Annotated in this window: 25 protein-coding genes; 17 read left to right on the top strand and 8 right to left on the bottom strand. The window is 68.5% G+C overall.

Annotated features, from left to right (window positions below; translation table 11 throughout):
- Nucleotides 1-30 precede the first annotated feature (30 nt).
- Complete coding sequence (locus tag QFZ42_RS03885) at nt 31-1,131, top strand: BMP family ABC transporter substrate-binding protein (protein ID WP_307699688.1); 1,101 nt, start codon at nt 31-33, stop codon at nt 1,129-1,131.
- On the opposite strand, the gene QFZ42_RS03890 is transcribed toward QFZ42_RS03885, so the two are convergent.
- Complete coding sequence (locus QFZ42_RS03890; RefSeq protein ID WP_307699689.1) at nt 1,132-1,995, bottom strand: LysR family transcriptional regulator; 864 nt, start codon at nt 1,993-1,995, stop codon at nt 1,132-1,134.
- A gap of 120 nt (nt 1,996-2,115) precedes the next feature.
- Between QFZ42_RS03890 and QFZ42_RS03895 the strand changes: the two genes are divergently transcribed.
- From QFZ42_RS03895 to QFZ42_RS03920, 6 genes are all read left to right on the top strand, one after another.
- Nucleotides 2,116-2,721: a short chain dehydrogenase gene (locus tag QFZ42_RS03895; protein ID WP_307699690.1), complete on the top strand. Its 606-nt coding sequence runs from the start codon at nt 2,116-2,118 to the stop codon at nt 2,719-2,721.
- Entirely contained in the window at nt 2,718-3,701 is a 984-nt protein-coding gene (locus tag QFZ42_RS03900; protein ID WP_307699691.1) for a hypothetical protein, read from the top strand. Before QFZ42_RS03895 ends, QFZ42_RS03900 begins: the two co-directional genes overlap by 4 nt.
- Nucleotides 3,702-3,792: 91 nt before the next feature.
- A complete protein-coding gene (guaD, locus tag QFZ42_RS03905) occupies nt 3,793-5,079 on the top strand; it encodes a guanine deaminase (RefSeq protein WP_307699692.1) in 1,287 nt (428 codons plus the stop codon).
- A 90-nt stretch (nt 5,080-5,169) separates the two neighbouring features.
- Nucleotides 5,170-5,736, top strand: coding sequence for a dCTP deaminase (gene dcd, locus QFZ42_RS03910; protein WP_013542862.1), 567 nt, complete (start codon nt 5,170-5,172; stop codon nt 5,734-5,736).
- A gap of 100 nt (nt 5,737-5,836) precedes the next feature.
- Nucleotides 5,837-6,721, top strand: a complete 885-nt coding sequence (gene ypfJ, locus QFZ42_RS03915) for a KPN_02809 family neutral zinc metallopeptidase (protein ID WP_307699693.1) — start codon at nt 5,837-5,839, stop codon at nt 6,719-6,721.
- 131 nt (nt 6,722-6,852) lie between these two features.
- The gene (locus QFZ42_RS03920) at nt 6,853-8,319 is read left to right on the top strand and encodes a DEAD/DEAH box helicase (RefSeq protein WP_307699694.1); all 1,467 of its coding nucleotides are present in this window, start codon (nt 6,853-6,855) and stop codon (nt 8,317-8,319) included.
- A gap of 28 nt (nt 8,320-8,347) precedes the next feature.
- On the opposite strand, the gene QFZ42_RS03925 is transcribed toward QFZ42_RS03920, so the two are convergent.
- The 5 genes from QFZ42_RS03925 to QFZ42_RS03945 all read right to left on the bottom strand — a co-directional run bounded on the left by QFZ42_RS03925 (nt 8,348) and on the right by QFZ42_RS03945 (nt 13,163).
- Nucleotides 8,348-8,569: a hypothetical protein gene (locus QFZ42_RS03925; protein WP_307699695.1), complete on the bottom strand. Its 222-nt coding sequence runs from the start codon at nt 8,567-8,569 to the stop codon at nt 8,348-8,350.
- Nucleotides 8,570-8,708: 139 nt separating this feature from the next.
- Nucleotides 8,709-10,331: a rhodanese-related sulfurtransferase gene (locus QFZ42_RS03930; protein WP_307699696.1), complete on the bottom strand. Its 1,623-nt coding sequence runs from the start codon at nt 10,329-10,331 to the stop codon at nt 8,709-8,711.
- Nucleotides 10,328-10,945 (bottom strand): cysteine dioxygenase family protein, encoded by a 618-nt coding sequence (locus tag QFZ42_RS03935; RefSeq protein WP_307699697.1) that lies wholly within the window; start codon nt 10,943-10,945, stop codon nt 10,328-10,330. The genes QFZ42_RS03930 and QFZ42_RS03935 overlap by 4 nt, the downstream gene beginning before the upstream one ends.
- Nucleotides 10,942-11,922: an ABC transporter substrate-binding protein gene (locus QFZ42_RS03940; RefSeq protein ID WP_307699698.1), complete on the bottom strand. Its 981-nt coding sequence runs from the start codon at nt 11,920-11,922 to the stop codon at nt 10,942-10,944. Before QFZ42_RS03940 ends, QFZ42_RS03935 begins: the two co-directional genes overlap by 4 nt.
- Complete coding sequence (locus QFZ42_RS03945) at nt 11,919-13,163, bottom strand: acyl-CoA dehydrogenase family protein (protein ID WP_307699699.1); 1,245 nt, start codon at nt 13,161-13,163, stop codon at nt 11,919-11,921. The genes QFZ42_RS03940 and QFZ42_RS03945 overlap by 4 nt, the downstream gene beginning before the upstream one ends.
- A 109-nt stretch (nt 13,164-13,272) precedes the next feature.
- Between QFZ42_RS03945 and QFZ42_RS03950 the strand changes: the two genes are divergently transcribed.
- The 8 genes from QFZ42_RS03950 to QFZ42_RS03985 all read left to right on the top strand — a co-directional run bounded on the left by QFZ42_RS03950 (nt 13,273) and on the right by QFZ42_RS03985 (nt 21,463).
- The gene (locus QFZ42_RS03950) at nt 13,273-14,274 is read left to right on the top strand and encodes an ABC transporter substrate-binding protein (protein ID WP_307699700.1); all 1,002 of its coding nucleotides are present in this window, start codon (nt 13,273-13,275) and stop codon (nt 14,272-14,274) included.
- Nucleotides 14,275-14,311: 37 nt separating this feature from the next.
- A complete protein-coding gene (locus tag QFZ42_RS03955) occupies nt 14,312-15,421 on the top strand; it encodes an LLM class flavin-dependent oxidoreductase (RefSeq protein ID WP_307699701.1) in 1,110 nt (369 codons plus the stop codon).
- A gap of 145 nt (nt 15,422-15,566) precedes the next feature.
- Complete coding sequence (locus tag QFZ42_RS03960; RefSeq protein WP_307699702.1) at nt 15,567-16,391, top strand: class II aldolase/adducin family protein; 825 nt, start codon at nt 15,567-15,569, stop codon at nt 16,389-16,391.
- A 24-nt stretch (nt 16,392-16,415) separates the two neighbouring features.
- Complete coding sequence (locus QFZ42_RS03965) at nt 16,416-17,417, top strand: ABC transporter substrate-binding protein (protein ID WP_307699703.1); 1,002 nt, start codon at nt 16,416-16,418, stop codon at nt 17,415-17,417.
- On the top strand, nt 17,414-18,496 hold the full coding sequence (locus QFZ42_RS03970; protein WP_307699704.1) for an ABC transporter permease: 1,083 nt from the start codon (nt 17,414-17,416) through the stop codon (nt 18,494-18,496). Before QFZ42_RS03965 ends, QFZ42_RS03970 begins: the two co-directional genes overlap by 4 nt.
- On the top strand, nt 18,490-19,278 hold the full coding sequence (locus QFZ42_RS03975; RefSeq protein WP_307699705.1) for an ABC transporter ATP-binding protein: 789 nt from the start codon (nt 18,490-18,492) through the stop codon (nt 19,276-19,278). The genes QFZ42_RS03970 and QFZ42_RS03975 overlap by 7 nt, the downstream gene beginning before the upstream one ends.
- 1 nt (nt 19,279) lies before the next feature.
- Nucleotides 19,280-20,449, top strand: a complete 1,170-nt coding sequence (locus QFZ42_RS03980) for a c-type cytochrome (RefSeq protein ID WP_307704165.1) — start codon at nt 19,280-19,282, stop codon at nt 20,447-20,449.
- 36 nt (nt 20,450-20,485) lie between these two features.
- A complete protein-coding gene (locus tag QFZ42_RS03985) occupies nt 20,486-21,463 on the top strand; it encodes an ABC transporter substrate-binding protein (protein WP_307699706.1) in 978 nt (325 codons plus the stop codon).
- 22 nt (nt 21,464-21,485) lie between these two features.
- Here QFZ42_RS03985 and pdxR read toward each other — a convergent pair whose 3' ends face one another.
- The gene (pdxR, locus tag QFZ42_RS03990) at nt 21,486-22,970 is read right to left on the bottom strand and encodes a MocR-like pyridoxine biosynthesis transcription factor PdxR (protein WP_307699707.1); all 1,485 of its coding nucleotides are present in this window, start codon (nt 22,968-22,970) and stop codon (nt 21,486-21,488) included.
- Nucleotides 22,971-23,091: 121 nt separating this feature from the next.
- Between pdxR and QFZ42_RS03995 the strand changes: the two genes are divergently transcribed.
- Nucleotides 23,092-23,808 carry a GNAT family N-acetyltransferase gene (locus QFZ42_RS03995; RefSeq protein ID WP_307699708.1) on the top strand — a complete coding sequence of 239 codons (717 nt, stop codon included), beginning with the start codon at nt 23,092-23,094 and terminating at the stop codon, nt 23,806-23,808.
- A gap of 31 nt (nt 23,809-23,839) precedes the next feature.
- On the opposite strand, the gene QFZ42_RS04000 is transcribed toward QFZ42_RS03995, so the two are convergent.
- On the bottom strand, nt 23,840-24,694 hold the full coding sequence (locus QFZ42_RS04000) for a symmetrical bis(5'-nucleosyl)-tetraphosphatase (RefSeq protein ID WP_307699709.1): 855 nt from the start codon (nt 24,692-24,694) through the stop codon (nt 23,840-23,842).
- A gap of 23 nt (nt 24,695-24,717) precedes the next feature.
- On the opposite strand from QFZ42_RS04000, the gene QFZ42_RS04005 reads away from it, so the two are divergent.
- On the top strand, nt 24,718-26,028 hold the full coding sequence (locus QFZ42_RS04005) for a hemolysin family protein (protein WP_307699710.1): 1,311 nt from the start codon (nt 24,718-24,720) through the stop codon (nt 26,026-26,028).
- Nucleotides 26,029-26,034 lie beyond the last annotated feature (6 nt).

Here is a 26,034-nt window from a genome sequence, read left to right on the forward strand (position 1 = left end):
TGCTTTTCCGGGGCCATGTAGAGGAACACCATGTACAAAAACCTCGCGGGCCGCGCCGTTCTGGCGTGGGCAGCCGCCTGTTTTTTATCTCCCGCCTTTTCGAAACCGCAGGCCTCTAAAGAGCCGCTGAAGATCGGCTTCGTCTACGTCACGCCGATCACCGACGCCGGCTGGGTGCGCCAGCATGAAGAGGGCCGCAAGGCGGTCGATGCGGCACTCGGCGGCAAGGTCAAGACCACGTATGTCGAGAACGTGCCCGAGGGTGCCGATGCCGAACGCGTGATCCGCGACCTCGCGCAGCAGGGCAACCAGTTGATCTTCACGCCCAGCTTCGGCTACATGGAGCCGACACTCAAGGTGGCAAAGGACTTCCCCGATGTGAAGTTCGAATCGGTCACCGGCTACAAGGCCGCGCCCAACGTCGCGACCGCCAACGCGCGCTACTACGAAGGCCGCTATCTCGCGGGCGTCGCAGCCGGCCGCATGACGAAGACGAACGTGGCGGGCTATGTGGCGGGCTTTCCGATTCCGGAGGTGCTGCAGGGCATCAACGCCTTCACGCTCGGCATGCGCTCGGTGAACCCGAACGCCAAGGTCATCGTGGTGTGGCTCAACGAATGGTTCGATCCGCCGAAGGAGCGCGACGCGGCAATGGCCGTGTTCAACCAGAACGCCGACGTGGTCGCGTTTCACACCGGCTCCACCGCAGTGATGGCCGCGGCGCAGGAGCGCGGCAAGATGGCCGTGGCCTATCACTCGGACATGCGCAAGATCGCACCCGATGCGCAGATCGTCGCCGTCACGCACCAGTGGGGCGGCTACTACACGCAGCGCGCGAAGGCGGTGCTCGACGGCAGCTGGAAGAGCGGCAATGTCTGGGGCGGCGTGAAGGAAGGAATGATCCGCGCCGGCGACTTCGGCACCAAGGTGCCCAAGGCCGTGCAGCAGGAAGTCCTGGCGCGCCAGCAGGACATTGCCGCGGGCAAGCTGCAGCCGTTTCGCGCCGTGAACGGCGACGTGCGCGACAACGAAGGCCGCGTCGTCATCGCAAAAGGCGCGCAGCTGAACGACGAGCAGATCCTGAAGATGAACTGGCTGGCCGAAGGCGTGCAGGGGCGCGTCGCGCGCTAGCTAACCCAGGCGCTCGATCACGAAGTCCACGAAGGTCCGAAGCTTGGCGCTGGGCCGGGCTTCGGGCAACCGCATGATGTGAACCTGCCGCGTCGGCAAGTCCCACTTGGGCAGCAGTTGAACCACCTGCCCCGAGGCGAGGGCAGGGCCGAGCAGCGCGTCGGCCTGCACGATCACGCCCACGCCAGCCATGGCGGCGGCCAGCAATGCCTGCCCGTTGTTGGTGCTGAGCGGCCCGCGCACCGGCACATGCACCGTCTGCCCGCCGCGCGTGAAGCGCCATGAATGGTTCGCGCCCCACGCCGCGAAGCCGAGCAGCGGAAAAGCTTCCAACTCGGACGGGTGCTTCGGAAGTCCGTGGCGCGCAACCCAGGCGGGGCTTGCCACCGCGAACATGCGCGCCAACGCGAGCGGCCGCGCGATGAGCCGTTCGTCGACCGGCGCGCCCGAGCGAATGCCGCAGTCGAAGCCTTCTTCGGCCAAGTCGACCACGCGGTCGTTGAGGTTCAGGTCCACCTTCACCTGCGGATAGGCGGCGATGTATTCGGCGATCACCGGTGTGAGCCGGTGCGCGCCGTAGGCCACCGGCGCCGTGACGCGCAGCACGCCCTGGGGCATGGCGCGCAGCGACTCCGCCACGCCGTCGGCCGTGTGCACGCTCGCGAGCACGTCGCGGCAGCGTTCGAGATAGGCGGCGCCGATCTCCGTGAGCGCATGGCGCCGCGTGGTGCGCTCGAGCAGGCGCGCGCCGAGTTGCTCTTCGAGCGCGCGGATGTGCTTGCCGACCATCACGGCCGAAAGATCGAGCGCATCGGCAGCGGCGGCGAAGCTGCCCGCATCGACCGTGGCGACGAAGACTTCCATGGCGCGCAGCTTGTCCATATTAAGAACCCAAAGTTTCGAATCGCCGAACCGGACGGCAGTTTATCGAACTATCAATTCGCAAAACAATGGGCGCTTCCTGATTCATCTGGTGAGGTTTTCATGAAGATTCTTGTTGTGGGCGCGACGGGCGCCGTGGGCAGTGCGGTGGCCGAGGTGCTGGCCGCGCGCGGGCACGAGGTGGTGCGCGCCGGCCGCACGCGCGGCGACCTGCAAGTCGATATCACGAGCGACGCCAGCGTCGAGGCGCTGTATGCCGCGGTAGGGCGTGTCGATGCGATCGTCTCGGCGGCGGGTGGCCTGTTCTTCGGACCGCTCGCCGAGATGCGGCCGGCCGACTTCAACATCGGCCTGCAGGACAAGCTGCTGGGGCAGGTGCGGCTCGCATTGCTGGGCCAGCATGTGCTGACCGACGGCGGCTCGATCACGCTGACCACGGGTGTCGCGGCCGACGACCCGGTTCGCGGCGGAGGCAATGCGGCGGCCGTGAATGCAGCCGTCGAGGGTTTTGTGAAAGGCGCAGCCATCGAGCTGTCGCGCGGCCTGCGCATCAATGCGGTGAGCCCGACGCTGCTGACCGAATCGTTGGCCGCGTATGGCGCATTCTTTCCGGGCGTCGAAACCGTACCGGCCGCGCGCGTGGCGCTGGCCTATGTGCGCAGCGTCGAGGGGCCGCTGACGGGGCGCGTGTTTCGCGTGTGGCAATGAGAGGGCGCACACGGCTGGCCGGCGCGCTGCTCGCGCTCGCCGCGATGGCGGCCGCCGCCGCACCGCCTGTCGTGCAGGCGCTGCCCGAAGACTGGTATCCGGAGAGCGTCGCCATCGGCCCCGACGGTTCGTTCTATGTCGGCAGCTGGCGCCAAGGTGCGGTCGCACGATTGAAGCCGGGCGTTGCGCCGAAAGCCGAGGTGCTGGTGAAGCCCGGCGCGAACGGCCTGGCGAACGGGCAGGGCGTGCTGGTCGACGCAAAACACCAGGCCCTGTGGGTCTGCTCCGGCAACAGCGGTTTCACCACCGTGCCGCAGACGCCGAGCGCGCTCAAGCGCTACGAGCTCGCGACCGGCGCCCCGCGCGCGAGCTATGCGATGCCTGATGCGGGCTACTGCAACGACATGGCGCAGGACGCCGCCGGCAACATCTACGTGACCGACTCCTTTCATCCGCGCGTGCTTCGGCTCGCGCCCGGTGCCACGGCGCTCACGGTCTGGAAGGAGGATCCGGCGTTGGCCGGCACCGGCCCCTACAAGGGACTGAATGGCATCGCCATCGATGGCGGCCGCAATGTCTACGTGAGCCTCGTGGCCGCGGCGCCCTACCTGCTGCGCATCGACCTCGGCAGCGGCGGCCAGGCCGGCGAGGTCACGCGCATCGAGGCGCCGCGCGTGATGAAGAACGTCGACGCGATCCGCGCCTGGAAACCCGGCCGGCTGGTGCTGTTCGAGAGCAATGCCTTCGGCGACGGGCCGTACGGCGGGCAGGTCACGGTGGCGCGCGTCGAGGGCGCAAAGCTCGGCCTGCAAACGGTGGTGGCGGGGCTGAACGACCCGTCCTCCGGCGCGGTGCTGGGCGACCGCGTCTATTTCATCGAATCGAAGTACGCGCTGCTGCTCGAGCACAAGGACGACGATGCGGCCGTGCCGCGCGGCGTGCCCTTCGACATCCAGTCGCGCGCCTTGCCGAGCGATTGACACGGCCGCCGGCGAGTGCATTCCGCATATAGCACTCATACGCGCATGGAAATTGCGGCGGCGCGGGGCTGGATTACCCTCCGCATCCACGATGAAAAAAGCCTACCGCGCCTCCCTCCTGCGATTCGACGACGCCGGCCTGCCGGTTTTCGATGAAGACGGCCTGCTGGTCGTCGCACCCGACAGCGCCGGCCGCCAGCGCATCGTCGATGCCGGCAGCCACGCCGCCGTGTCGCCGCGCCATCCCGATGCCGATGTGGCCCACCTGCCGGGGCGCGTCCTGGCGCCGGGCTTCGTGGACATGCACATTCATTTTCCGCAGACCGACATCATCGGTTCGCCCTCGCCGGGGCTCCTGCCCTGGCTCGAGAACTACACCTTTCCGGCAGAAGCCAGGTTCGTCGACCCGGCGCATTCGAACGAAGTGGCCGGCGTGTTCTTCGATGAGCTGCTGCGCAACGGCGTGACGACCGCGCTGGCCTTCGCGACCTCGCATGTGGCGTCGGTCGATGCCTTTTTCGAAGGCGCCCAGCGCCGCGGCCTGCGCATGATCAGCGGCAAGGTGCTGCAGGACCGGCATTCGCCGGACGGCGTGCGCGACGAGACGGAGCAGAGCCTCATCGACTCCGAAGCGCTGATCCGCAAGTGGCACAACGTCGATCGCCTGGGCTATGCCATCACGCCGCGCTTTGCACCTGCGAGCACCGACGCGCAGATGCGCGGCGCCGGCGAATTGGCCGCGAAATACGCCGACACCTGGATCCAGTCGCATGTGGCCGAGAACCGCGACGAGGTGGCCTGGGTGCGAGAGCTGTATCCGCAGGCGCGCTCTTATCTCGACGTGTATGCCGGCTTCGGGCTGATGCGCGAACGCGCCGTGTATGCGCACTGCATCTACCTGGACGACACCGACCGCGCGCTGCTGCGCGACACCCAGACGGCGGCCGCGGTGAGCCCCACCAGCAACCTGTTCCTGGGCAGCGGTTTTTTCGACTTCGGCGCGGCCGACCGCGTGGGCTACCCGTACGGGCTGGCCAGCGACGTGGGCGGCGGCACCAGCTTCAGCCCCTTCCACACGATGATGGCCGCGTACTACGTGGGCCGCGAGGGCCAGACCAAGACCGGCCTCAGCATCGCGCCTTCCGAGCTCTGGTGGCGCCACACCGGCGGCGCGGCGCGCGCGCTGGGGCTCGGCGGCGTGGTCGGCAACCTGCAGCCCGGCTGCGAGGCCGACTTTCTGGTGCTGAACCCCGCGGCCACGCCGCTGCTCGCGCGCAAGACGTCGCTCGCGAACAACCTCGAGGAACTGCTGTTCGCGATGATCGTGCTGGGCGACGACCGGCTGATCGAGCGGGCGGTGATTTCGCAGGCAGGGTAGCCCGCAGGGCACTGCGGGTGCAGGGGCAGGGCAGTGGCGCATGCCACAATTCGCGCCATTCCTCCCCCGCAGCAGCATCAGCGAGCGCATATGAGCATCAAGAGCGACAAATGGATCCGGCGCATGGCCGAGCAGACCGGCATGATCGAGCCCTTCGAGCCCGGCCAGGTGCGTGAGGCCTCCGGCCACAAGATCATCAGCTACGGCACCTCGAGCTACGGCTACGACATCCGTTGCGCACCCGAATTCAAGGTTTTCACGAACATCCACAGCACCGTGGTCGACCCGAAGAACTTCGACGAGAAGAGCTTCGTCGACATGCACGGCGACTACTGCATCATTCCGCCGAACAGCTTCGCGCTGGCACGCACGGTCGAGTACTTCCGCATCCCGCGCAACGTGCTCACCATCTGCCTGGGCAAGAGCACCTATGCGCGCTGCGGCATCATCGTCAACGTGACCCCGTTCGAGCCCGAATGGGAAGGCTACGTGACGCTCGAGTTCAGCAACACCACGCCGCTGCCCGCCAAGATCTATGCGGGCGAGGGCTGCGCGCAGGTGCTGTTCTTCGAGAGCGACGAGGTCTGCGAAACCAGCTACAAGGACCGCGGCGGCAAATACCAGGGCCAGCGCGGCGTCACGCTGCCCAAGACCTGATCCGCGCGTTCTGACCGCCGGTTACGTGGCCTGCGGCCGGGCCAAGTACCATCCTCTGACGCTCCGGCAAAACTTCTGCAAGGCCGGTAAGGAGACTGCGATGAGATGGGAAGGCAATGAACAATCCGACAACGTCGAAGACCGCCGCGGTGAGGGTGGCGGCGGTGGCGGCGGTTTCATCGGCGGGCGAAGCATCGGCATCGGCACCATCGCCGTCGCGCTGGTCGCGGGCTGGATCTTCGGCATCAATCCGCTGACCGTGCTCAGCCTCTTGAGCGGCGGCGGTGGCGAACAGGCCCAGGTGCAGCAGCATCAGGGGCCCGCACCCAAGCCCCCGTCGAGCGACCGCGAGGCGGCCTTCGTCTCGACCGTGTTGAAGAACACCGAAGTGGTCTGGACCGGCATCTTCCGGCAGAACGGCGGCACCTACCAGGCACCGCGGCTGGTGCTGTTCCGAGGCGCCACGCCCACCGCGTGCGGCACCGGCCAGGCGGCCATGGGACCGTTCTACTGCCCCGGCGACAAGAAGGTCTACATCGACCTCGGCTTCTACGACACGCTCAAGAATCAGCTCGGCGCGCCCGGCGAGTTCGCGCAGGCCTACGTCATCGCGCACGAGGTCGGCCACCACGTGCAGGACGAACTCGGCGTGACCGGCAAGGTCGACGGCATGCGCGGGCGCCTGAGCCAGTCGCAGAACAACGCGCTGAGCGTGCGCGTCGAACTGCAGGCCGATTGCTTTGCCGGCATCTGGGCACACCACTCGCAGGAGTCGAAGAAGTGGCTCGACCCGGGCGACATCGAGGCCGCGATGAATGCCGCGCAGAAGATCGGCGACGACGCATTGCAGCGCTCCGCGGGCCGGGCCGTGGTGCCCGACAGCTTCACCCACGGCTCGAGCGCGCAGCGCCAGCGATGGTTCGGCGCGGGGTATCAAAGCGGCGACATCAAGTCGTGCGACACCTTCAACGCGCGCAGCCTGTGAGCATCAAACAGTTGAAGCGCCCGCGATTGCTGGCTCTAGTGCTATAAAATAAATAGCAATACCGCCTGCGCGGACGTTGTCACGGCGCCGTCACTGCCATTTTTTCCGGCAGTGCGACAATAGAGGGCTTAATGACAAGCTCCTTCTCCAATCTATCGCTGGCGGAACCGCTGGCGCGCGCCGTAGCCGAAATGGGCTACGAGACCATGACTCCCATCCAGGAGCAGGCCATTCCGGTCGTGCTTTCGGGCCAGGACGTGATGGGGGCCGCACAGACCGGCACCGGCAAGACCGCGGCGTTTTCACTGCCCCTGCTGCAGCGCATGCTCAAGCACGAGAACACCTCCACGTCGCCCGCGCGGCACCCGGTGCGTGCACTGGTGCTGCTGCCCACGCGCGAACTGGCCGACCAGGTGGCCCAGCAGGTCAAGATGTACGCCAAGTACACCAACCTGCGCAGCACGGTGGTGTTCGGCGGCATCGACATGAAGCCGCAAACGCTCGAGCTCAAGAAGGGCGTCGAAGTGCTGGTGGCCACGCCGGGCCGGCTACTCGACCACATCGAAGCCAAGAACGCAGTGCTCAACCAGGTGGAGTACGTGGTGCTCGACGAAGCCGACCGCATGCTCGACATCGGTTTTCTGCCCGACCTGCAGCGCATCTTGAGCTACCTGCCTAAGCAGCGCACCACGCTCTTGTTCTCGGCCACGTTCTCGCCCGAGATCAAGCGCCTGGCAGGCAGCTACCTGCAGAACCCCGTCACCATCGAGGTGGCGCGGCCGAACGAAACGGCGTCCACCGTCGAGCAGCACTTCTACAGCGTGACCGACGACGACAAGCGCCGCGCGCTCAAGCAGATTGTCAAGCAGCGCGGCATCACGCAGGCCTTTGTCTTCGTCAACAGCAAGCTCGGTTGTGCGCGCCTCGCTCGCTCGCTCGAGCGCGACGGTCTTCGCACCACCGCGCTGCACGGCGACAAGAGCCAGGACGAACGCCTGAAGGCGCTCGCCTCGTTCAAGGCCGGCGAAGTCGACCTGCTGGTGTGCACCGACGTCGCGGCCCGCGGCCTCGACATCAAGGACGTGCCGGCTGTCTTCAACTTCGACATTCCGTTCAACGCCGAAGACTACGTGCACCGCATCGGCCGCACCGGCCGTGCCGGCGCCTCGGGCCTGGCCGTGAGTTTTGCCAGCGGCGGCAACGATGCGCGCCTGGTGGCCGACATCGAGAAGCTGATCAAGAAGAAGATCGAGCTCGAACCCGTCGAGTTCGAGGAAGACCAGCCGCGCGGCCGCATCAACGACGGACGCCGTCACTGGCGCGAAGAGGGCGAGGCCGGCGACGCGCGCGACGTGCTCGACCAGCCGCGCGAGCGCAGCAGCATCGGCGCCGATGCGCGCCGCGGCGGCGGGCGTCCGCATCGCGCACCGTCCGCGCCGCGCGATCCGTTCTTCGACAAGCCCTATGAGCCGGGCGAGCGCGAAGCCGCTCCCGACTGGGAGGCGGCCGCCAAGGCAGCGCCTTCGCGCGGGATCTCGAACAATATCAAGACCAAGCGCAAGGTTGCGGCGCTGTTCAAGAGCGCCGAAACCAACTGATCGAAAGCCCCCTTCCGGGGGCTTTTTTTTATCTCCAGCCCCGGTGCCACCCGTAGCGCGGGTGGTGCCAGCCCCAGCCATAGCGCGGGTGAGAGCTCCAGACAAAACCCACGCCTGGCGATACATAGGTCGGCGCCACATAGGCCACGCCCGGCGGCGCGGCATAAACGGGTTGCGCCGGTGCGACCACGCAGCCGGTCAGGGTGGCCGCCAGCGCGGCGGCCGAGAGGGCGAGAACAGGCAATCTCATGGTGATGCTCCTGGGACGAGTTGTGATCGGTATTCCCAGAAAACGCCCGACGCCATCGGCGGATGACGGCCTTTACCCCCACGAAATAATGTGACCGGGCCGTTGCAAACCGGCCTCGCAGGCGTCTGCTCCCGGGCCCTCAGATCACCTTGAAATGATGCGTGCCGTCGCGCGCCAGTTGCGCGACAAGGCCGTATTCCCAGTCGAGATAAGCCTGCATGGCTTCGGCCGGCGCATCCGTGCCTTCGTAGGGCCTGCGGTAGCGGTCGGTGCGCGGTGTGGCGAGCCGCGTTTCGCCGGCTTCGGCTTCGAGGCCTTCAGCGAACCACGCCGCGTTGCCGCCGGCCAGCACCAGCACTTCCGCCTCGCGTTGGCCGCGCGCGTCGAGCAAGCTGCGCAGGTCGGCTGCGGCATAGCGCGCGAGCAGGCTGCTGCCGCAGGTGAGCACATAGCGCTGCGCCGGCGGAATGGCCGTGCCGATGGCTTGCGCCAACTGGGCGCGAATGGCGTACCAGGCGCCGGGAATGTGGCGCTTCACGTAGTTGGCGCTGGTGGTCACGTCGATCACTGCCGTGCCGGGCTGCTTCAGCAGTTCGGCGAGCGCCTTGGGCGCAATCTCTCCCGCAGGCAAGGCGACAGGCGGATAGGCGGGCGACGGCGCCGTCGTCTCGGTGAATGCGGCCGCCGTGGGCACGGCATCCAGCACATAGACCTCCCAGCCCATCTGCGCCAGCCACGACGCGCTCATCGAAGCCCGCACGCCATCGTCGTCCGCCAGCACGATGCGCGCGCCGCGCACCGGCACCTGGTGATCGGTCTCCTGCACCAGCTGTCCGCCGGGTGCGCTCGCGAAGCCGGGCAGGTGGCCCGCCGCGTAGTCCTCGGGCGTGCGCACGTCGAAGCGGTACACGGTGCGGCCCGGCGCCTCCAGCGCATGCAGCGCGTCGAGCGCGATGCGGCGCACGCCGGCCGCATCGGCCACGCGGCGCGCGTCGGCCTGGGCCTGCGCGCGATGCGCATCGGACACCACGGCCGGCGCTTTTCGATCCGCTCCGTGGTCCAGCACCTGTCCCGCGAGCTTCCAGCCGATGGTGCCGTTGCGCAGGGCCGCGACCGGGTTCGGAATGCCCGCATTCACCAGCGATTGCGTGCCGATGATGCTGCGCGTGCGGCCCGCGCAATTGACGATCACCTGCGTGGCCGGGTCGGGCGCGAGCTCGCGCACGCGCAGCACCAGTTCCGCGCCGGGCACGCTGGTGGCCGACGGGATGCTCATCGTCTGGTACTCGTCGAAGCGCCGCGCGTCGAGCACCACCACGTTCGCCTTGCTGTCGACCAGCGCCTTCACCTCGGGTGCGGAGAGCGAGGGCGTGTGGCGCTCGTGCTCGACCAGTTCGCCGAAGGATTTGCTCGGCACGTTCACGTCGCGGAACAGCTCGCCGCCGGCCGCGCGCCAGCCTTCGAGGCCGCCTTCGAGTAGGTGCAGGCTGGTGTAGCCCAGCGAGGCCAGCGTGCGTGCGGCCAGCGGCGCGAGGTCGGTGCCCTCGTGCGCGCCGTACAGCACGATGAACGTGTCGCGCCGCGGAATGCGCCGCCAGGCCTCGATCTCGATGCGCGAGAGCGGCAGGTTCGCAGCCCAGAGCGGATGCGCCTGCGCGAACGGGTCTTCTTCGCGCACGTCGAGCAACGCGGTTTCTTCGCGTGCGAGCAGCCGCGTGCGCACGGCAGCAGAGGGCAGGAGGGGGAAGGCAGTGGTTGTCATGCGGATGTCGTCGATCTGAGTTCGGCGGAGCGGTCCCACAGGTTGGGAAGCAGCGTGTTGGAATAGCCCGAGACAAAGGGCTTGCATCCGCCCTCGGCGGGGTAAGTATGACGCCGCACGGCGCCGATGTTCGCGCCATAGACATGGATGCTGATCGACACGCGGTCTGTATGCGCGTTGTGCACCCGATGCAGGTCGCCAACGGTGGGCGACACCGCTTCCACATCGCCCGCGTCGAGGCGCACGGCTTCGCCTTGCGGCCGTGCACGGCCATTGCTGCCGGTGGCATAGCCTTGGCTGTATTCGGCGCCGCGCAGCATGCCGATCAGGCCCCACACCGTATGGTCATGTACAGGCGTGGCCTGGCCCGGTCCCCAGACAAAGCTCACGACCGAGAAGCGTTCGGTGCTGTCGGCATGCAGCAAAAACTGCTGGTAGCGCGCCGGATCGGGCTGCGCGAAGGCATCGGGCAGCCAGTCGTCGTGCGCAACCAGCGTGCGCAGCAGCGCGCCGCCTTCACGCAGGATGCGGGGCTCGCCGGGCGCGCTGTCGAGCAGCCGGCCGAACGCGCCAACGAAATCGCGCAGCGGCGCAATCGAAGACGCGCGGCTCACGCGGGGCGTTTCCAGACCTGGGCATCGGTGATGGCCCGCACGTCCACGCGCACCGGCAGGATGCCGTCGCGCGCCGAGCGGTCGGCCACCGCTTGCAACGCGACGATGTCAGCCTCGGACACCGGCCGCCCCGTGACCGAAGCGCGCGCCGTGATGATGCGCGACGACTCGATCGGCAAGCGCGTGAGTTGGCTGTAGGCTTGCGCATACGCCTCCGGATTGGCCAGCGCCCATTCACCCGCCTGCGCCAGCCGGTCGAGGAACTGGACGATTGCGGCACGCTTCGCCGGATCGGCCAGCGAGGGTTCGCTCGCGGTAATGAAGCCCAGCGCCGTGTTGATGCCGCGCCCGTCGCGCAGAATGCGCCCGCCCTGCTGCAGCGCGATCGTGTAGTAGGGGTCGAACACGGCCCAGGCATCGATCTGCTTCGAAGCAAAGGCGGCGGCCGCATCGGTCGGCAGCACGAACTTCACCGTGACTTCGCTGCGCGGCACGCCGGCTTCCTCGAGCGCGCCATACAGCTGGTATTGCGAAATGCTGCCGCGCGCGGACGAGACGATCACGGTCTTGCCGCGCAGGTCGGCCACCTTGCGCAGCGGTGAATCGGGTTGCACCACGATGCCCAGCGCATCGGCCTTGCCGACACGCGTGGCCACGATCTTCAGCGGCGTCTTGCCGACGGCCGCGGCCAGCACCGGCAGGTCGCCGGCCACCGCGGTGTCGACCGCCGCGCTGCGCTGCGCCTCGAACAGCGGTGCCGCGCCCTGGAAGTTGGCCCAGCGGTAGGCAAAGGGCACGCCTTCGAGCGCCTTCGACGCTTCGAAGAGGGCCCGCAGCCCGCCGGCCTGGTCGCCGAGCACCAGCGTGGTTTGCGGTTGCGCCCAGGCGCGCAGTGAACCGGCCGCAGCCAGCGAGATCGCCGCGCCTTGTTGGAGCCAGGCGCGGCGCGAGGTTTTGGAGAACAGGAGATCGGTCATGCGGCGGCTCCCGTCGACAACAATGCGCGCTTGCCCGCCGCAACCAGGATCGCGTCGTTCTGCGGCGTGTGGATGCGGCTGCACAGCACGTCACGGTAGTGCCGCTCGAGCGGGTTCTGCCGCGTGAGGCCATGATTGCCGCTCAGCTGCAGCGCGAGTTCGACCACGCGAATCGCGTTGCTCGTCACCGTGTACTTGAGCAGGCCGCTGTCGGCAGCCGGCGGTGCATGGCCGTTGTCGACCGCGGCGGTCGCATCGTCGAGCAGCACGCGGTTGGTGCGCAGCAATGCCTCGATGTCTCCCACGCTCTCCTGCACGCGCGGCAGGCTCGCGAGCGGCGCGCCCAGGCTGCCCGGCGCGCGCCGGTTCAAAAAGCCCACCAGCCAGTCGCGCGCGGCTTGCGCCACCGCGTCGTAGAGGCTGCCGAGCAGCACCACCATCCAGGCTTGCTGCGCGGCATGCGCATCGATGTCGGTCTGGCTGCCGGCGTCGGGTGCCCAGTCGGCCGGCGCGCGCAGGTCCACCGCATGGCCGAGGTCGATCGCGACGTTCTCGAACAGCACTTCGTGGCTGCCCGAGGCGCGCAGGCCCAGGTGGTCCCAACTGGCGATCACGCGCACGCCGGGCGCATGGCGCGGCACCAGGAACACGCCGGTTCGCGGCACGGCCTCGTCGGTGCGGGCCCATACGGCGAGCCATGTGAGGCCTTCGATGCCGGTGGTGTAGAGCTTGTGGCCGTCGATCGTCCAGCCGTTGCCATCGCGCCGCGCCACGGTCTCGGGCAAGCCGCCGCGGGCCGGCGAACCGAGCGCGGGCTCCACGCGCAGTGCGTTGATGAGCGCGCCGCGCTCCACGGCATCGCGCGTCACGCGTTCACGCAGCTGCGGCGGCCAGCGGTTGTCGCCGCGCGTGAGCGCATGGTGCTGCAGGTAGGTCATCGTGAGGATCAGCGCGGTGGCCGGCTCGCCGCGCGCCACGGCCGCGATCACGCGCCGCGCCGTCGCCAGCGGGGCACTTCCGCCGCCGTGCGCGGCGGGCGCCACCAGGCCGATGAGGCCGTGCGATTGAAGCGCCTCGAAGTTCTCGCGCGGAAAGGCGCCGCTGCGGTCGTGGTCGGCCGCGGTGGCGGCGAACTGCGCCGACAGGCGCGCAAGAAGGGCGGCGTCGACTTCAGCCTGCGCGGCGGCGGGCGTGGGGTCTTCATGGGGGGCCGGCGGGCGGCGCAAGGGGAGGGCACTCATGGTTGCGCACAGTACCGGCCGCCTGCCGCGCCGGAAACGACGCATCCCGCATATGCAAACTCGTTTTTCTGCGTTCGTTTTTGCCGTGTGCGCCGGTACGGTCCGGTGCATGAAACCTGAATTCCCACTCGATCGGCGCCGCCTGCTCCAGGCTGCCGCGGCCTGGAGCGCCATGGCTGCAACGGGCGCCGCGCGGGCCGCGGCACCGGCGCGCGACCTTTCGGGTGTGACCCTGCGCGTGGGCACCTACAAGGGCCTCTGGCGGCCGCTGCTGCAAGCCTCCGGCCAGGCCGACACGCCCTACAAGATCGACTGGCGCGAGCTCAACAACGGCGTGCTGCACATCGAGGCCATCAACGGCGATGCGCTCGACCTGGGTTCGGGCAGCGAGATTCCGCCGGTGTTCGCGGCGCGGCAGAAATCCAGCGTACGGCTCGTGGCCGTGACGCACGAAGACCTGAACAACCAGGCCACCCTGGCGCGCAAGGACTCGCCGATCCGCAGCATCGCCGACTTCAAGGGCAAGCGGGTGGGCTACGTGCGCGCCACCACCTCGCATTACTACCTGGCCAAGCAGTTGGCCGAGGCGGGCCTCTCTTTCAACGACATCCAGGCCGTGAGCCTCACGCCGTCCGACGGCCTTTCGGCCTTCGCGCGCGGCGACCTCGATGCCTGGGCCATCTACGGCTACAACGGCCAGATCGCACGCACGCAGTACGGCGCGCGAGTCATCAAGACCGGCGTGGGCTACCTCTCGGGCAACTTCCCGATCTATGCCAACCCGCGCGCGCTCGACGACGCGCCGCGGCGCGCGGCATTGAGCGACCTGCTGCAGCGCCTGCAGCGCTCGTTCGCATGGATCAACGGCAACTTCCTGGCCTATGCGCGTGCGCAGTCGGCCGAGACGCGCGTGCCGGTCGGCGACCTGGTCGAGCTGTTCAACCGCCGCAGCGGCGACTACAGCCTCGGCCCGGTGAGCGACGCCGTGGTGCGCAGCCACCAGGAAGTGGCCGACACCTTCCTGAAGATCGGCGTGCTCGACGGCCCGGCCGACGTGAAGCCCTTGTGGGACCGCAGCTTCGAAAGCGTGCTGCGCCTTCCCGCCGCCTGAACCACCCGACACCCCACCCAGAAAACACGAGGACACCATGAGCCAGAACGACGTTGAATTCATCGGCATGATCCAGGGCCAGAAGGTCTCTGAGATTCATGCCGCCAAAGGCCCGGCCATCGACCGCGACTACGTGCGCGCCTTCGCGCAGGCGCACGAGAACGCAGGCTTCGACCGCGTGCTGGTGCCGCATCATTCGACTGGCCCCGACGCCACGCTCACCGTGGCCTATGCGGCTTCGGTGACCGAGCGCATCCACTTCATGCTTGCGCACCGCCCCGGCTTCGTGTCGCCCACGCTGGCGGCGCGGCAGTTCGCCTCCCTCGACCAGTTCAGCGGCGGCCGGCTCGGCGTGCACTACATCTCGGGCGGCTCCGACGAGGAGCAGCGGCGCGACGGCGACTGGCTCGACCACGACCAGCGCTACGCCCGCACCGACGAATACCTCGAGGTGCTGCATAAGGTGTGGGCCGCCGACAAGCCCTTCGACCACGAAGGCGCGCACTACCGATACCAGAACGCCTTCTCGGAAGTGAAGCCGCTGCAGACGCGCAACGGCAAGCCGCACGTGCCGGTGTACTTCGGCGGCGCGTCGGAGGCGGCGATTCCGGTCGCAGGCAAGTACGCCGACGTGTATGCGCTGTGGGGCGAATCGCTCGACCAGGCGCGCGAGCTGACGACGCGCGTGCGCGCCGAAGCCGCGAAGCACGGGCGCAGCGTGCGCTTCTCGGTGTCGTTCCGCCCGATCCTCGCGGAAACCGAAGAGGCCGCATGGGCGCGCGCCGACAACATCCTGGCCGAGACCAAGCGCCTGCGCGTGGTGCAGGGCTACAACCGCGGCGGCCCGCAGCAGAGCGAAGGCGCCAAGCGCCTGTTGGCCGCAGCCGACAAGGGCCCGCGCGTGGACAAGCGGCTGTGGACCGCGGTCGCGCAGGAAATCGGCGGGCGCTCCAACAGCACCGCGCTGGTCGGCACGCCGGAGCAGGTGGCCGATGCGCTGCTCGACTACTACGACCTGGGCGTGACGACGTTCCTGATTCGCGGCTTCGATCCGCTGGAGGATGCGGCGGACTACGGGCGGGAGCTGATTCCGCGCACGCGGGAGCTGGTGACGCAGCGCGCGCAATCGCAACGCAAGGCGGCATGACCTGACTTTCTCCCTCCCCCTCCGGGGGAGGGCAGGGGCGGGGGCAAGCGGCCTTCAAGACAACGCAGCCTTTCGAGCGCCGCGTGCCCCCATCCCAACCTTCCCCCGGAAGGGGAAGGAGCAAAACCGAATACGAGGAGTCCCCATGAGTGCCGTTCTTTCCATCGACCGCAATGTCCCCCAGCCGCTCAAGTTCAACCCGAACCCGCAGCAGAAATACTGGTTCGACCCCATCCCCCCGCGCACCAGCGTGCAGGCCGAACGCCGCCACCGGCAGGAGCGCCTGGCCGGCGCCTTCCGCCTGTTCGCCCGCTTCGGTTTCGCGCAGGGCCTGGCCGGCCACATCACCGCGCGCGACCCTGAGCTCAGCGATCACTTCTGGGTCAACCCACTGGGCATCAACTTCTCGCGCATCAAGGTGTCCGACCTGCTGCTCGTCAATTCAAAGGGCGAGACGGTCATCGGCGACAGGCCGCTCAACAAGGCGGCCTTCGCGATCCATGCCGCGATTCACGAGCACAACCCGAAGATCGTTGCCGCCGCCCACACGCACTCGACCTACGGCAAGGCCTGGTCCACGCTGGGCCGCAAGCTCGACACGATCACGCAGGACAGCTGCGTGTTCCACGACGACGTGGCGCTGTTCGACGACTTCACCGGCATGGTGGTCGACACCAGCGAGGGCGATCGCATCGCAGAGGCGCTGGGCGACAAGAAGGGCGCCATTCTCAAGAACCACGGCATCCTGACGGCGGGCCCCACGGTGGAGGCTGCCGCGTGGTGGTACATCGCGCTCGACAACGCCTGCCACACGCAGCTCCTCGCGGAGGCGGCCGGCAAGCCGCAGCCCATCGACGAGGAAACCGCGCGCCACACTCACAGCCAGATCGGCGGCCCGGAGGGGGCCATTCATTCCTTCGACAGCCTCTACGAAGGTCTTGTGGAAGCAGAGCCCGAGCTGCTGGACTGAAGAAAAAAACCAACGGAGTTCCCGATGACCGCATCCCTTTCACGCCGCAGCGTTCTGCGCGCAGGCGGCGCCGCTGCCGTGGTGGCCTCTGGCGGCCTGATCGCCTCGCAGGCCTTCTCGCAGCAGGCGCGCAAGCTCACCTTCGCATGGAACGCCGCCGCGTTCTGCCTTTCGCCGGTGGTGGTGGCGCAGGAGCGCGGCTACTTCGAGCGCAACGGGCTGCAGGTAGACCTGATCAACTACACCGGCTCGACGGACCAGCTTTTGGAGTCGCTCGCCACGGCCAAGGCCGATGCCGCGGTGGGCATGATCCACCGCTGGCTCAAGCCGCTGGAGTCGGGCTTCGACGTGAAGATCGTCGGCAGTTCGCATGGCGGCTGCGTGCGGCTGGTGGGCGCAAAGGCTGCGGGCGCGACCAGCCTCGCAAGCCTCAAGGGCAAGATCATCGGCGTGTCGGACATCGCGAGCCCGGGCAAGAACTTCTTCTCGATCCTGCTGGCCAAGAACGGCATCGACGCCGACCGCGACGTGACCTGGCGCCAGTACCCGGCCGACCTGCTCGACATCGCGGTGCAGAAGGGCGAGATCCACGCCATTGCCGACGGCGACCCGAATGTCTACCTGATCGAGAAGCGCAACAAGGGCGCGTTCGTGGAGATTGCAAGCAACCTCTCGGGTGAATACAAGGACAAGGTCTGCTGCATCGTCGGCGCACGCGGCGAACTGGTGCGCAAGGACAAGCCGGCCGTGGCCGCGCTGGTGCGCGCCATCGCGCAAGCCTCGGACTACGTGGCCGAGAACCCGAACGAGTCGGCCAAGCTCTTCGCCAAGTATTCGCCCAAGGTGCCGGTGGAAGACCTGCGCGCGCTGCTCGGCACGCTCACGCACAACCACCATCCGCTCGGCAAGAACCTGCGCGACGAGGTGGAGTTCTATGCGCGCGATTTCCGTGGTGTCGGCGTGCTCAAGAAGACCACCGATCCGGTGAAATTCGCCGAACACGTTTCCTTCGATCCCCTCGCATGAGCACACCCGACCCCGCATTGGGCTTCGATTCCCTCCCCTTCCGGGGGAGGGCCAGGGTGGGGGCCGCGGCGCCTGAACGCACCACAGCCCCCGCACCCACACTGCCCCGCACCCCGGCAACCCTGCCCGCATGGCGCAGCGGATTCGCCGCCACCGCCGCATGGTTCGCCCTGGGCCTGCTCACGATCTACTGGCCGAACCAGGCGGTGGGTTTCAGCGACTGGGCCTACACCGACGAGTTCGGCATCGCCGCCATCGCCATTGGCGCGTTGCTGCTCGCCGTCGTGTGGCTCGGACCGCGCGCCGGACGTGTCGCGCGCGTGCTTCGGCCCGCTGGCCCGTGGCTGGTCGCATTGCCGGTGCTGTTCGCAGTCTGGGAGATCGCGACGGCCAAGCTCGCACTGCTCCCCACGCCGTTCTTCGCGCCGCCGCAAAGCCTGGTCGAAACCTACATCGACGACTGGCGCCGCCTTGGCGAGAGCCTGCTGCACTCGACTCGCCTGCTTGCCCACGGATTCGTGCTGGGTGCGCTCGCGGGCTTTCTCACGGGCGTGACCATCGGCTGGTCGCGCGTCGCGGGCTACTGGGTGCACCCGGTGCTGCGCTTCGTCGGGCCGGTGCCGGCCTCGGCGCTGCTGCCGCTGGCGTTCTTCTTCTTTCCGTCGAGCTATGCGGCCGCGGTGTTCCTGATTGCCCTTGCCACGGGCTTTCCGGTGGCCGTGCTCACCTGGTCGGGCGTGGCGACGGTCAACCGCAACTACTACGACGTGGCCCGCACCATGGGTGCGAGCGAGCGCTTCCTGGTGCTGCGGGTGGCCGTTCCGGCCGCGTTGCCGCAGGTGTTCGTCGGCCTCTTCATGGGCCTTGGCGCGGCCTTTTCGGTGCTCGTCACCGCGGAGATGATGGGCGTGAAGGCGGGGCTCGGCTTCTATCTCTCATGGGCGCAGGGCTGGGCTTCGTACTCGAACATGTACGCCGCGCTGATCGTCATGGCCGTGCTGTGCTCGGGCTTGATCACGCTGCTCTTCAAGGTGCGCGACCGCGTGCTGTCGTGGCAGAAGGGAACCGTGAAATGGTAGCCATTGCCGAAGCGGGCGTGCGCCAGGCCGGCGCGCACATCGACATCCGCGGCGTGAGCCACTGGTTCGACGTGCCCGCGGGGCCGCTGCAAGTGCTCGACGACATCGACCTCACGGTGAAGCCGGGGGAATTCGTCGCGCTGTTGGGGCCGAGCGGCTGCGGCAAGTCGACGCTGCTTCGGTTGGTCGCAGGGCTCGAACCCGCCACGGCCGGCCGCATCACGCAGGACGATTCGCCCATCACGCGGCCCGACCCCTCGCGCATCGTCGTGTTCCAGGACCCGACGCTCTACCCGTGGCGCAGCGTGTGGGACAACGTGGCGCTGGGCCTGCAGGCGCGCGGCGTGCTCAAGGCACAGCGCGGGCGTGTCGACGAGGCACTCAAGCTCGTGGGCCTCACCGACTTTGCCAAGGCCTTTCCGCACCAGCTTTCGGGCGGCATGGCGCAGCGCGTGGCGCTGGCGCGCGCGCTGGTCAACGATCCGCAACTGCTGGTGCTCGACGAGCCGCTCGGCAAGCTCGACTCGCTCACACGCATTGCGATGCAGAGCGAGCTGGTCAACCTGTGGCAGCGCGCGGGCTTCTCGGCGCTTCTGGTGACGCACGACGTGGAAGAGGCGCTGTTCCTCGCCAACCGCGTCATCGTCTTGAGCGATCGGCCGGCGCGCATCGCGGCGGAGATCGTGGTCGACCTGCCGTATCCGCGGCATCGCGGGCATGCCAGATTGGCAGAGCTTCGCCACGAAGCGCTGCGGCATCTGGGGCTCGATGCCACCTGGTGAGATGAACAGCACGCCCGAGGCCGATTGGCTCAACCTGCTGATCGGCCTGCTGCAAGGCGCGCAGCTGCAGTTGCTTCGCGTGCTCGATGCGCTCGGTCTCGCGCAGCACGTGCATGGCCAGCCGGCGTGGCCGTGGGCGCGGCGGCTGTCGGGCGAGAACCTGCTGATCGACCTGGGCCAGGCGCGCAGCCTCGCGTGGACGCTGGTGTTCGTCGCGATGGCGGTGCTCGCCTTGCTGCTCGCACTGTTCTGGCGGCGCCCGCGCTTCTACTTTCTCGCCCTGGTGCCGATGTTGCTGATCGCGGCGCCGTGGCCCGAGGCGCATGTGGTGTTGGTTCGCGCAACGCCCGCGAGCTTCCAGTCATCGCCGACCGGCTTCACGGCCGCCTCCATCGCGCGGGGCCGCGGCCTCTACGAACAGAACTGCGTGGCGTGCCATGGCGCGGACGGCAAGGGCGAGGGACCGCTCGCAGCCTCGCTGGCGGTGTGGCCGCCAAACCTGAGCGGCCCCTTGCTCTGGCGGCGCGCCGACGGCGATCTGCTCTGGCGCATTCTTCACGGCACGCGCGCAGCACCGCAGGGCGGCAACATCACGATGCCCGGCTTCGCCGGAAAGCTCGACGAAGCCGATGCCTGGGCGTTGATCGACTACATGAAAGCGCTAGGCGCGGGACAGAGCCTGCGCGCGCTCGGCAGCTGGCCGCAGCCCATCGGCTTGCCCGACATGGTGGTGCGCTGCGGCGCGCAGCCGCCGCGGCCGCTCGCGAGCTGGCGTGGGCAGCGCGTGCGCATCGTGGCGGGTGACGCAATGCCCACCGAAGATCCGCGGCTCATGACTGTGCTGCTGGTGCAGCCGTCGTCGCCGGCTTCAACGATGGCCGCCGCCGATTGCGTCGCCGAGTCCGCCGCCGCGTGGGAGGCCCTGGCCTTGATCGCCGGCACCGACCGGCTTGCCGGCGTCCAGCTCATCGCCGACCGCGACGGCTGGTTGCGTGCGCGCGGCGAGCCCGGCAAGGCGGGATGGTCCGACGACGACCTGATCTGCCGCAGCGAACGCGCAACGGGCGCGGCGTCGGACGTTGCCGCGCCACCCGCCGACGGCCTGGGCGCGCTGATCGCCCGCATGGACGCCGAACCGGTGCGCTTCGTCAAGGGCGGCTTCATCCACTGACTTTCTTTGACTCGACTGAACACGGAGAACCCCATCATGAATTCATCGCATCCCGACCGATCGCGCCGGCAGCTCCTCGCACAGGGACTCGCAGCGGCCACCGCCATCGCCTTGCCCGCCTTCTCGTTCCAGGCCCACGCCCAGGGCCGCCCGGTGCTCAAGGCCGGCGACCAGAAGGGCGGGCTGCGCGCGTTGCTCGAAGCGGCCAACGGGCTCGAAGGCCTGGGCTACGACATCCAATGGTCCGAATTTCCCGCGGCCGCACCGCTGGCCGAGGCGCTCAACGCCGGGGCGGTCGATTCCGGCCCCATCGGCGATGCGCCGCTCGTCTTCGCGCTGGCCGCGGGCACGCGCGTCAAGGCCATCGGTGCCAACCGTTCGGATTCGTACGGCACCGCGGTGCTGGTGCAGCCCGATTCGCCGCTCAAGACCGCGGCCGACCTCAAGGGCAAGAGCATCGCGACCAACCGCGGCTCCATCGGCCACTACGTCACGCTCAAGGCCATCACCGCGGCTGGCCTGAAGCCCGAAGAGGTGAACATCCGCTTCCTTGCGCCGGCCGACGCCAAGCTCGCGCTCACGCAAGGTTCGGTCGATGCCTGGGCCACCTGGGAGCCCTACACCGCCCTGGCGGAAGTCAGCCAGCACGCGCGCGTGCTCGTGAACGGACGCGGGCTGCTGCCGGGGCTCAGCTACCTGGCGGCCACCGATGCGGCCATTGCCGCCAAGCGGCCGGTGCTGCAAGACTTTTTGCAGCGTGTGGTGAAGGCGCAGCTCTGGTCGTACCGCAACGTCGATGCCTACTCGGCCGCGCTTGCCCGCATCATCGGCATTCCGCCCGAGGCGGCCAAGCTGCAGTTCGAGCGCCGCAAGCAGAAGTGGATACCGATCGATGCGCAGGTCATTGCCGACCAGCAGGGCACGGCGGATTTCTACCGGCAGGTGGGGCTCATCAAGCAGCCGCTCGATGTGAAGGGCACGTTCGATACCGGCTTCGGCGCCGGGTCCGCCTGACCAGGCGCTGATCAGGCTCTGATCAGGCGCGTTCGGCCGCGCGCGCCAGCTGCGACAGCCGCTTGACCAACGGCTCGAACATCTCGGCCGACGTGTTGCCGTAGCCCAGAACCAGCCCGTTGTCCGAAGGCAGCGGCTGCATCGCGAAACCCGACAGCGCCGACGGCGCGATGCGGTGCCGCAGCGCCTCGGCCGCGATCTGCCGGTCGCCGAAGCGCTCTGGCAGCCGCACCGTCAGGTGCAGCCCGCAGTGGCCGCCGTCGATCTCGTGCGGCACCTTGAAGTGCTTGCCCAGCGCCTGCCGCAGTGCCTGTTGCCGGTCGCGGTACAGCCGCCGCATGCGGCCCAGGTGACGGCTGAACTGGCCGCTCTCGATGAAGTCGGCCATGGCAAGTTGCTCGTGGCGGTGCCCGCCGCGCAGCATTTCCTCGAGTGGCGCCTGCACCGCGGCCATGAGCGGCTCGGGCAGCACCACGAAGCCCAGCCGCAGCGACGGAAACATCGTCTTGCTGAAAGTGCCGACGTAGAGCACCGGCGATTGCGCCACCAGCCCCTGCATCGCCCCGATTGGCTCGCCGTTGTGGCGGAACTCGCTGTCGTAGTCGTCCTCGATGATCCACGCGCCGTGATGGCGGGCCTGCGCGATGAGCGCCAGCCGGCGCGCGATGCTCAACACCGAGCCGGCCGGGTACTGGTGCGAAGGCGTGGTGTAGATCAGCCGCGGCGGGTGCTGCTGCCAGTCGCGCTCGCTCACGCGCAGGCCTTCGGCATCGACCCGCATCGGCACGACGCGCAGGTCGCCCGCGTGCATAGCGGCCTTCACGCCGCGGTAGCCCGGGTCTTCGACCCAGCCGATGTCGCCGGGGTTCGACAGCAGCCGCACGCACAGCGAAATGGCCTCCTGCGCACCTTCGGCAATGACGACCTTGTGCGGCTCGCAGCGCACGCCCCGCGCGATGGCAAGGTGCCGCGCGATGGCCGCGCGCAGCGGCGGCTCGCCCAGCGGATCGCCATAGCCGAGCGTGGCGGGGCTGGCGTTGCGGATCGCGCGGTCGAGCGCGCGCCGCCATGCGGCCGCGGGAAAGTGCGACAGCGCCGGCATGCCGGGCCGCAGCGCCGCGTCCATCTCGGCGCGCGGGGCGCCGGGCCGGATGCGGGCGAGGCGCTGCGCCGTGGGCGGCGTGGCAACCAGCTTGCCGGCGCGCCTGGACAACGGGGCCAGCGCAGGCGAGCGCAGCTCGGTGACGCGCGTGCCCTGCCGGTCGGGCCGCACATAGCCTTCGGCGGCCAGGTGCTCGTAGGTCGCGGTGACGGTGTTGCGGGAGATGGCGAGCGCCTCGGCCAGCGCACGCGAGCCCGGCAAGCGGCTGCCCGGCGCGAGGCTGCCGTCGAGAATCGCGCGCTTCAGGCGGTCGTGCAGCTGGCGCTGCATCGGGCCTGCGCCGCGGTCTTTCACGAGGGCAGCTTCGAGCAGCGTGGCGGTGACGAGGTCTGGCGAATCGGTCATTGAAGGGCAAGGTGCGTGGCACCATGAAAAGCGTCCATCGTGGTACTTCCGGTGGCGCCACGTTGCGCGTACTTTATCGGTCTCCGGCGATGCCGTCCTTTTCCTGTCGAAAGCTCCTCCCATGCCAGTACGCCACAACGAATACGGCCAGTCCATCGGTCACCTGATGCCCGAATGGAGTCCGCGCCAGGTGCCGCCGCGCGAGCCCGTCGAAGGGCGCTATTGCACGCTCGAGCCCGTGAATGCCGCAAAGCACGCCGACGACCTGCACGCCGCCTACGCGCAGGCCCCGGACGGCCGCGACTGGACCTACCTGGGCGTCGAGCGGCCCGCCGACCTTAAAGCCACGCGCGCCCACATCGAGCGCCTCGCGCAGAGCACCGATCCGCTGCACTTCGCCGTCATCGACAGGCAGAGCGGGCGGGCCATCGGCACGTTGTCGCTGATGCGCATCGACGTCGCGAACGGCGTGGTCGAGGTCGGCCACGTCAACTTCTCGCCCCTTCTGAAGCACACGCCGATGTCGACCGAGGCGCAGTACCTGCTGATGAAACTCGCCTTCGACGAACTCGGCTACCGTCGCTACGAGTGGAAGTGCGACAACTTCAACGAACCGTCGAAGCGCGCGGCCAGGCGGCTGGGCTTCCGGTTCGAAGGCATCTTCCGGCAGGCGATCGTCTACAAGGGCCGCAGCCGCGACACCGCGTGGTTCTCGATCGTCGACAGCGAATGGCCGGCGCTGCGCACGGCATTCGAGCGCTGGCTGGCCCCGGAAAACTTCGATTCAGAGGGCAAGCAGCGCATGGCGCTCGGCAGCTTCCGCGTGCCGCGCGACTGACGGCTTGGGGGGCTTTGGGGGCCCGGCAGATTCAGCCGGGCTTCTGCGCCTGCTCGCACTTCACCTGGATCAGCTCGCGCTCGTCCAGCGTCGCGCCGATGCGCACCGCGCTCAGGCAACCGCCCCAGACGCAGCCGGTGTCGGTGGAAAGCAGGTCGGGCCGCGAGAGCCAACCGAGTGTCGACCAGTGGCCGAACGCAACCGTGGCATTCGCGGTCTTGCGGCCGGGCACGTCGAACCACGGCATGAAGCCTTCGGGCGCGGTGGCGGCGCCGTCCTTGGTTTCGAACTCCATCACGCCTTCGGCCGAGCAGAAGCGCATGCGCGTGAGCGCGTTCACGATGGCCCGCAGGCGCGCGCTGCCCGTGAGCGTGTCGCTCCACTGCGCGGGCTCGTTGCCGTACATGCCGAGCAGGAATTCGCCCAGCGCCGGGCCGCGCAGCACGGATTCGACCTCCGCCGCCAGCACCAGCGTGTCGCCCACCGTCCACTGCGGCAGCACGCCGGCGTGCACCATGAGCAGGTCGCCTGCCTTGTCGCCCTGGCCGATCTGCATGTGCAGCGCCATGTGTTGCTGGCGCACCCATTCGAGCATGGCTTCGCTGTCGGGCGCCTCGAGCAGGCCGCCGAGCGTGTCCTTGCGGCTGGGCTTGCGCGCGCCGTGCGCCACGCCCAGCAGATGCAGGTCGTGGTTGCCGAGCAGGCTCAGCGCCGAGGCGCCGTAGCCCTGCACGCGGCGCAGCACCGCGGCCGAATCGGGGCCGCGGTTGACCAGGTCGCCGAGCAGCACGACGGTGTCGCGGCTGGGGGAAAAACCGATCTTGTCGAGCAGTTGCTGGAGGGCGGCGTCGCAGCCCTGGATATCGCCGATCAAGTAAAGTGCCATTTCCTTATTTTCACCCCCTGTTCATGGACGTTCTCCTGCTGGCCTTGCTGACCACGCTCAACGCGTTGTTCGCAATGTCCGAAATGGCCCTTTCAACCAGCCGGCGTGCGCGCCTGGCCGCGCTGGCCGAGACGGGAGACGCCGGCGCGGAAGCCGCGCTCCGGTTGATGGAGGAGCCGACCCACTTCCTCTCGACCGTGCAGATCGGCATCACCTCGATCGGCATGCTCAGCGGCATCGTGGGCGAGGCCGCCTTCGCGGCGCCGCTTGCGCTCTGGATGGAAAACCTCGGCGTGGGCCGCGGCACGGCCAGCGTGGCGTCCACCGCCGTGGTGGTGACCGGCATCACCTTCTTCACCATCATCTTCGGCGAACTGGTGCCCAAGCGCATCGGCCAGCTCTACCCGGAGCCCGTGGCGCTCTGGGTGTCGCGCCCGATGCGCGGGCTCGCCAAGGGCGCCAAGCCTTTCGTGTGGCTGCTCGCGGGTGCCACGGCCACCGTGCTGAAGCTGCTGCGCATCGACGCCAACGCCGCGCGCTCCATGACCGAGGAAGAAATCTCGGCCAGCCTGGAAGAGGGCGTGGACGCCGGCGTGATCGAGCAGCACGAGCACCAGATGGTGCGCAACGTGTTCCACCTGGACGACCGCCGGCTCTCGTCGCTGATGATTCCGCGCGCCGACATCGAATGGCTCGACGCCTCGGACACCGTGGCACAGGCGCTGCAGAAAGTGGCCGACGCGGGTGCGCTCAACATCGTGCATTCGTGGTACCCGGTGTGCCGCAATTCGCTCGACGACGTGGTCGGTGTCATCAGCGTGGCGCATCTGTTGCGGCTCGGCACCGGCCATGTCGGCGTGCTCGGGCAGGAAGCCGCGCCCGCAGTGTTCGTGCCCGAAACGCTCACCGGCATGGAGCTGCTCGAGCAGTTCCGCGAACGTGGCGGCCGGCTGGTGTTCGTGGTCGACGAGTACGGCGTGGTGCAGGGCCTCATGACGCCGCGCGACATGCTCGAAGCCATCACCGGCGAACTTCAGCCCGGCACGCTGACCGATGCCTGGGCGCGCGAGCGGCCCGACGGCGTTTGGGAGCTCGACGGGCTGATGCCCGTGTCCGAGTTGCGCGCGCGGCTCGGAATCCGCGAGCTGCCTGAAGAAGAGCGCGGGCGCTACAACACGGTGGCCGGCCTGCTGATGTCCGTCTCCGGCCATCTGCCCAAAACCGGCGAGGTCATCGAGTGCGCGGGCTGGCATTTCGAGATTGCCGCGCTCGAGGGGCGTCGCATCGACAGGGTGCTGGCTGCGCCCGACAAGTCGGCCGCGAAGAGCGACTAGGCCGGC

The organism is Variovorax paradoxus (assembly GCF_030815855.1).
Lineage (GTDB): Bacteria > Pseudomonadota > Gammaproteobacteria > Burkholderiales > Burkholderiaceae_C > Variovorax > Variovorax paradoxus_M.

Bases quoted from the DNA above. Each gene is read 5' to 3' on its own strand.
- QFZ42_RS03940 (WP_307699698.1), bottom strand. From the start codon at position 11,922: ATGACCGATCTCCTGTTCTCCAAAACCTCGCGCCGCGCCTGGCTCCAA.
- QFZ42_RS03890 (WP_307699689.1), bottom strand. From the start codon at position 1,995: ATGGAAGTCTTCGTCGCCACGGTCGATGCGGGCAGCTTCGCCGCCGCT.
- QFZ42_RS03950 (WP_307699700.1), top strand. From the start codon at position 13,273: ATGAAACCTGAATTCCCACTCGATCGGCGCCGCCTGCTCCAGGCTGCC.
- QFZ42_RS03960 (WP_307699702.1), top strand. From the start codon at position 15,567: ATGAGTGCCGTTCTTTCCATCGACCGCAATGTCCCCCAGCCGCTCAAG.
- QFZ42_RS04000 (WP_307699709.1), bottom strand. From the start codon at position 24,694: ATGGCACTTTACTTGATCGGCGATATCCAGGGCTGCGACGCCGCCCTC.
- QFZ42_RS03945 (WP_307699699.1), bottom strand. From the start codon at position 13,163: ATGAGTGCCCTCCCCTTGCGCCGCCCGCCGGCCCCCCATGAAGACCCC.
- pdxR (WP_307699707.1), bottom strand. From the start codon at position 22,970: ATGACCGATTCGCCAGACCTCGTCACCGCCACGCTGCTCGAAGCTGCC.
- QFZ42_RS03955 (WP_307699701.1), top strand. From the start codon at position 14,312: ATGAGCCAGAACGACGTTGAATTCATCGGCATGATCCAGGGCCAGAAG.
- QFZ42_RS03930 (WP_307699696.1), bottom strand. From the start codon at position 10,331: ATGACAACCACTGCCTTCCCCCTCCTGCCCTCTGCTGCCGTGCGCACG.
- QFZ42_RS03970 (WP_307699704.1), top strand. From the start codon at position 17,414: ATGAGCACACCCGACCCCGCATTGGGCTTCGATTCCCTCCCCTTCCGG.
- QFZ42_RS03985 (WP_307699706.1), top strand. From the start codon at position 20,486: ATGAATTCATCGCATCCCGACCGATCGCGCCGGCAGCTCCTCGCACAG.
- QFZ42_RS03975 (WP_307699705.1), top strand. From the start codon at position 18,490: ATGGTAGCCATTGCCGAAGCGGGCGTGCGCCAGGCCGGCGCGCACATC.
- QFZ42_RS03920 (WP_307699694.1), top strand. From the start codon at position 6,853: ATGACAAGCTCCTTCTCCAATCTATCGCTGGCGGAACCGCTGGCGCGC.
- QFZ42_RS03925 (WP_307699695.1), bottom strand. From the start codon at position 8,569: ATGAGATTGCCTGTTCTCGCCCTCTCGGCCGCCGCGCTGGCGGCCACC.
- QFZ42_RS03980 (WP_307704165.1), top strand. From the start codon at position 19,280: ATGAACAGCACGCCCGAGGCCGATTGGCTCAACCTGCTGATCGGCCTG.
- QFZ42_RS03895 (WP_307699690.1), top strand. From the start codon at position 2,116: ATGAAGATTCTTGTTGTGGGCGCGACGGGCGCCGTGGGCAGTGCGGTG.
- QFZ42_RS03965 (WP_307699703.1), top strand. From the start codon at position 16,416: ATGACCGCATCCCTTTCACGCCGCAGCGTTCTGCGCGCAGGCGGCGCC.
- guaD (WP_307699692.1), top strand. From the start codon at position 3,793: ATGAAAAAAGCCTACCGCGCCTCCCTCCTGCGATTCGACGACGCCGGC.
- QFZ42_RS03995 (WP_307699708.1), top strand. From the start codon at position 23,092: ATGCCAGTACGCCACAACGAATACGGCCAGTCCATCGGTCACCTGATG.
- QFZ42_RS03885 (WP_307699688.1), top strand. From the start codon at position 31: ATGTACAAAAACCTCGCGGGCCGCGCCGTTCTGGCGTGGGCAGCCGCC.
- dcd (WP_013542862.1), top strand. From the start codon at position 5,170: ATGAGCATCAAGAGCGACAAATGGATCCGGCGCATGGCCGAGCAGACC.
- ypfJ (WP_307699693.1), top strand. From the start codon at position 5,837: ATGAGATGGGAAGGCAATGAACAATCCGACAACGTCGAAGACCGCCGC.
- QFZ42_RS03900 (WP_307699691.1), top strand. From the start codon at position 2,718: ATGAGAGGGCGCACACGGCTGGCCGGCGCGCTGCTCGCGCTCGCCGCG.
- QFZ42_RS04005 (WP_307699710.1), top strand. From the start codon at position 24,718: ATGGACGTTCTCCTGCTGGCCTTGCTGACCACGCTCAACGCGTTGTTC.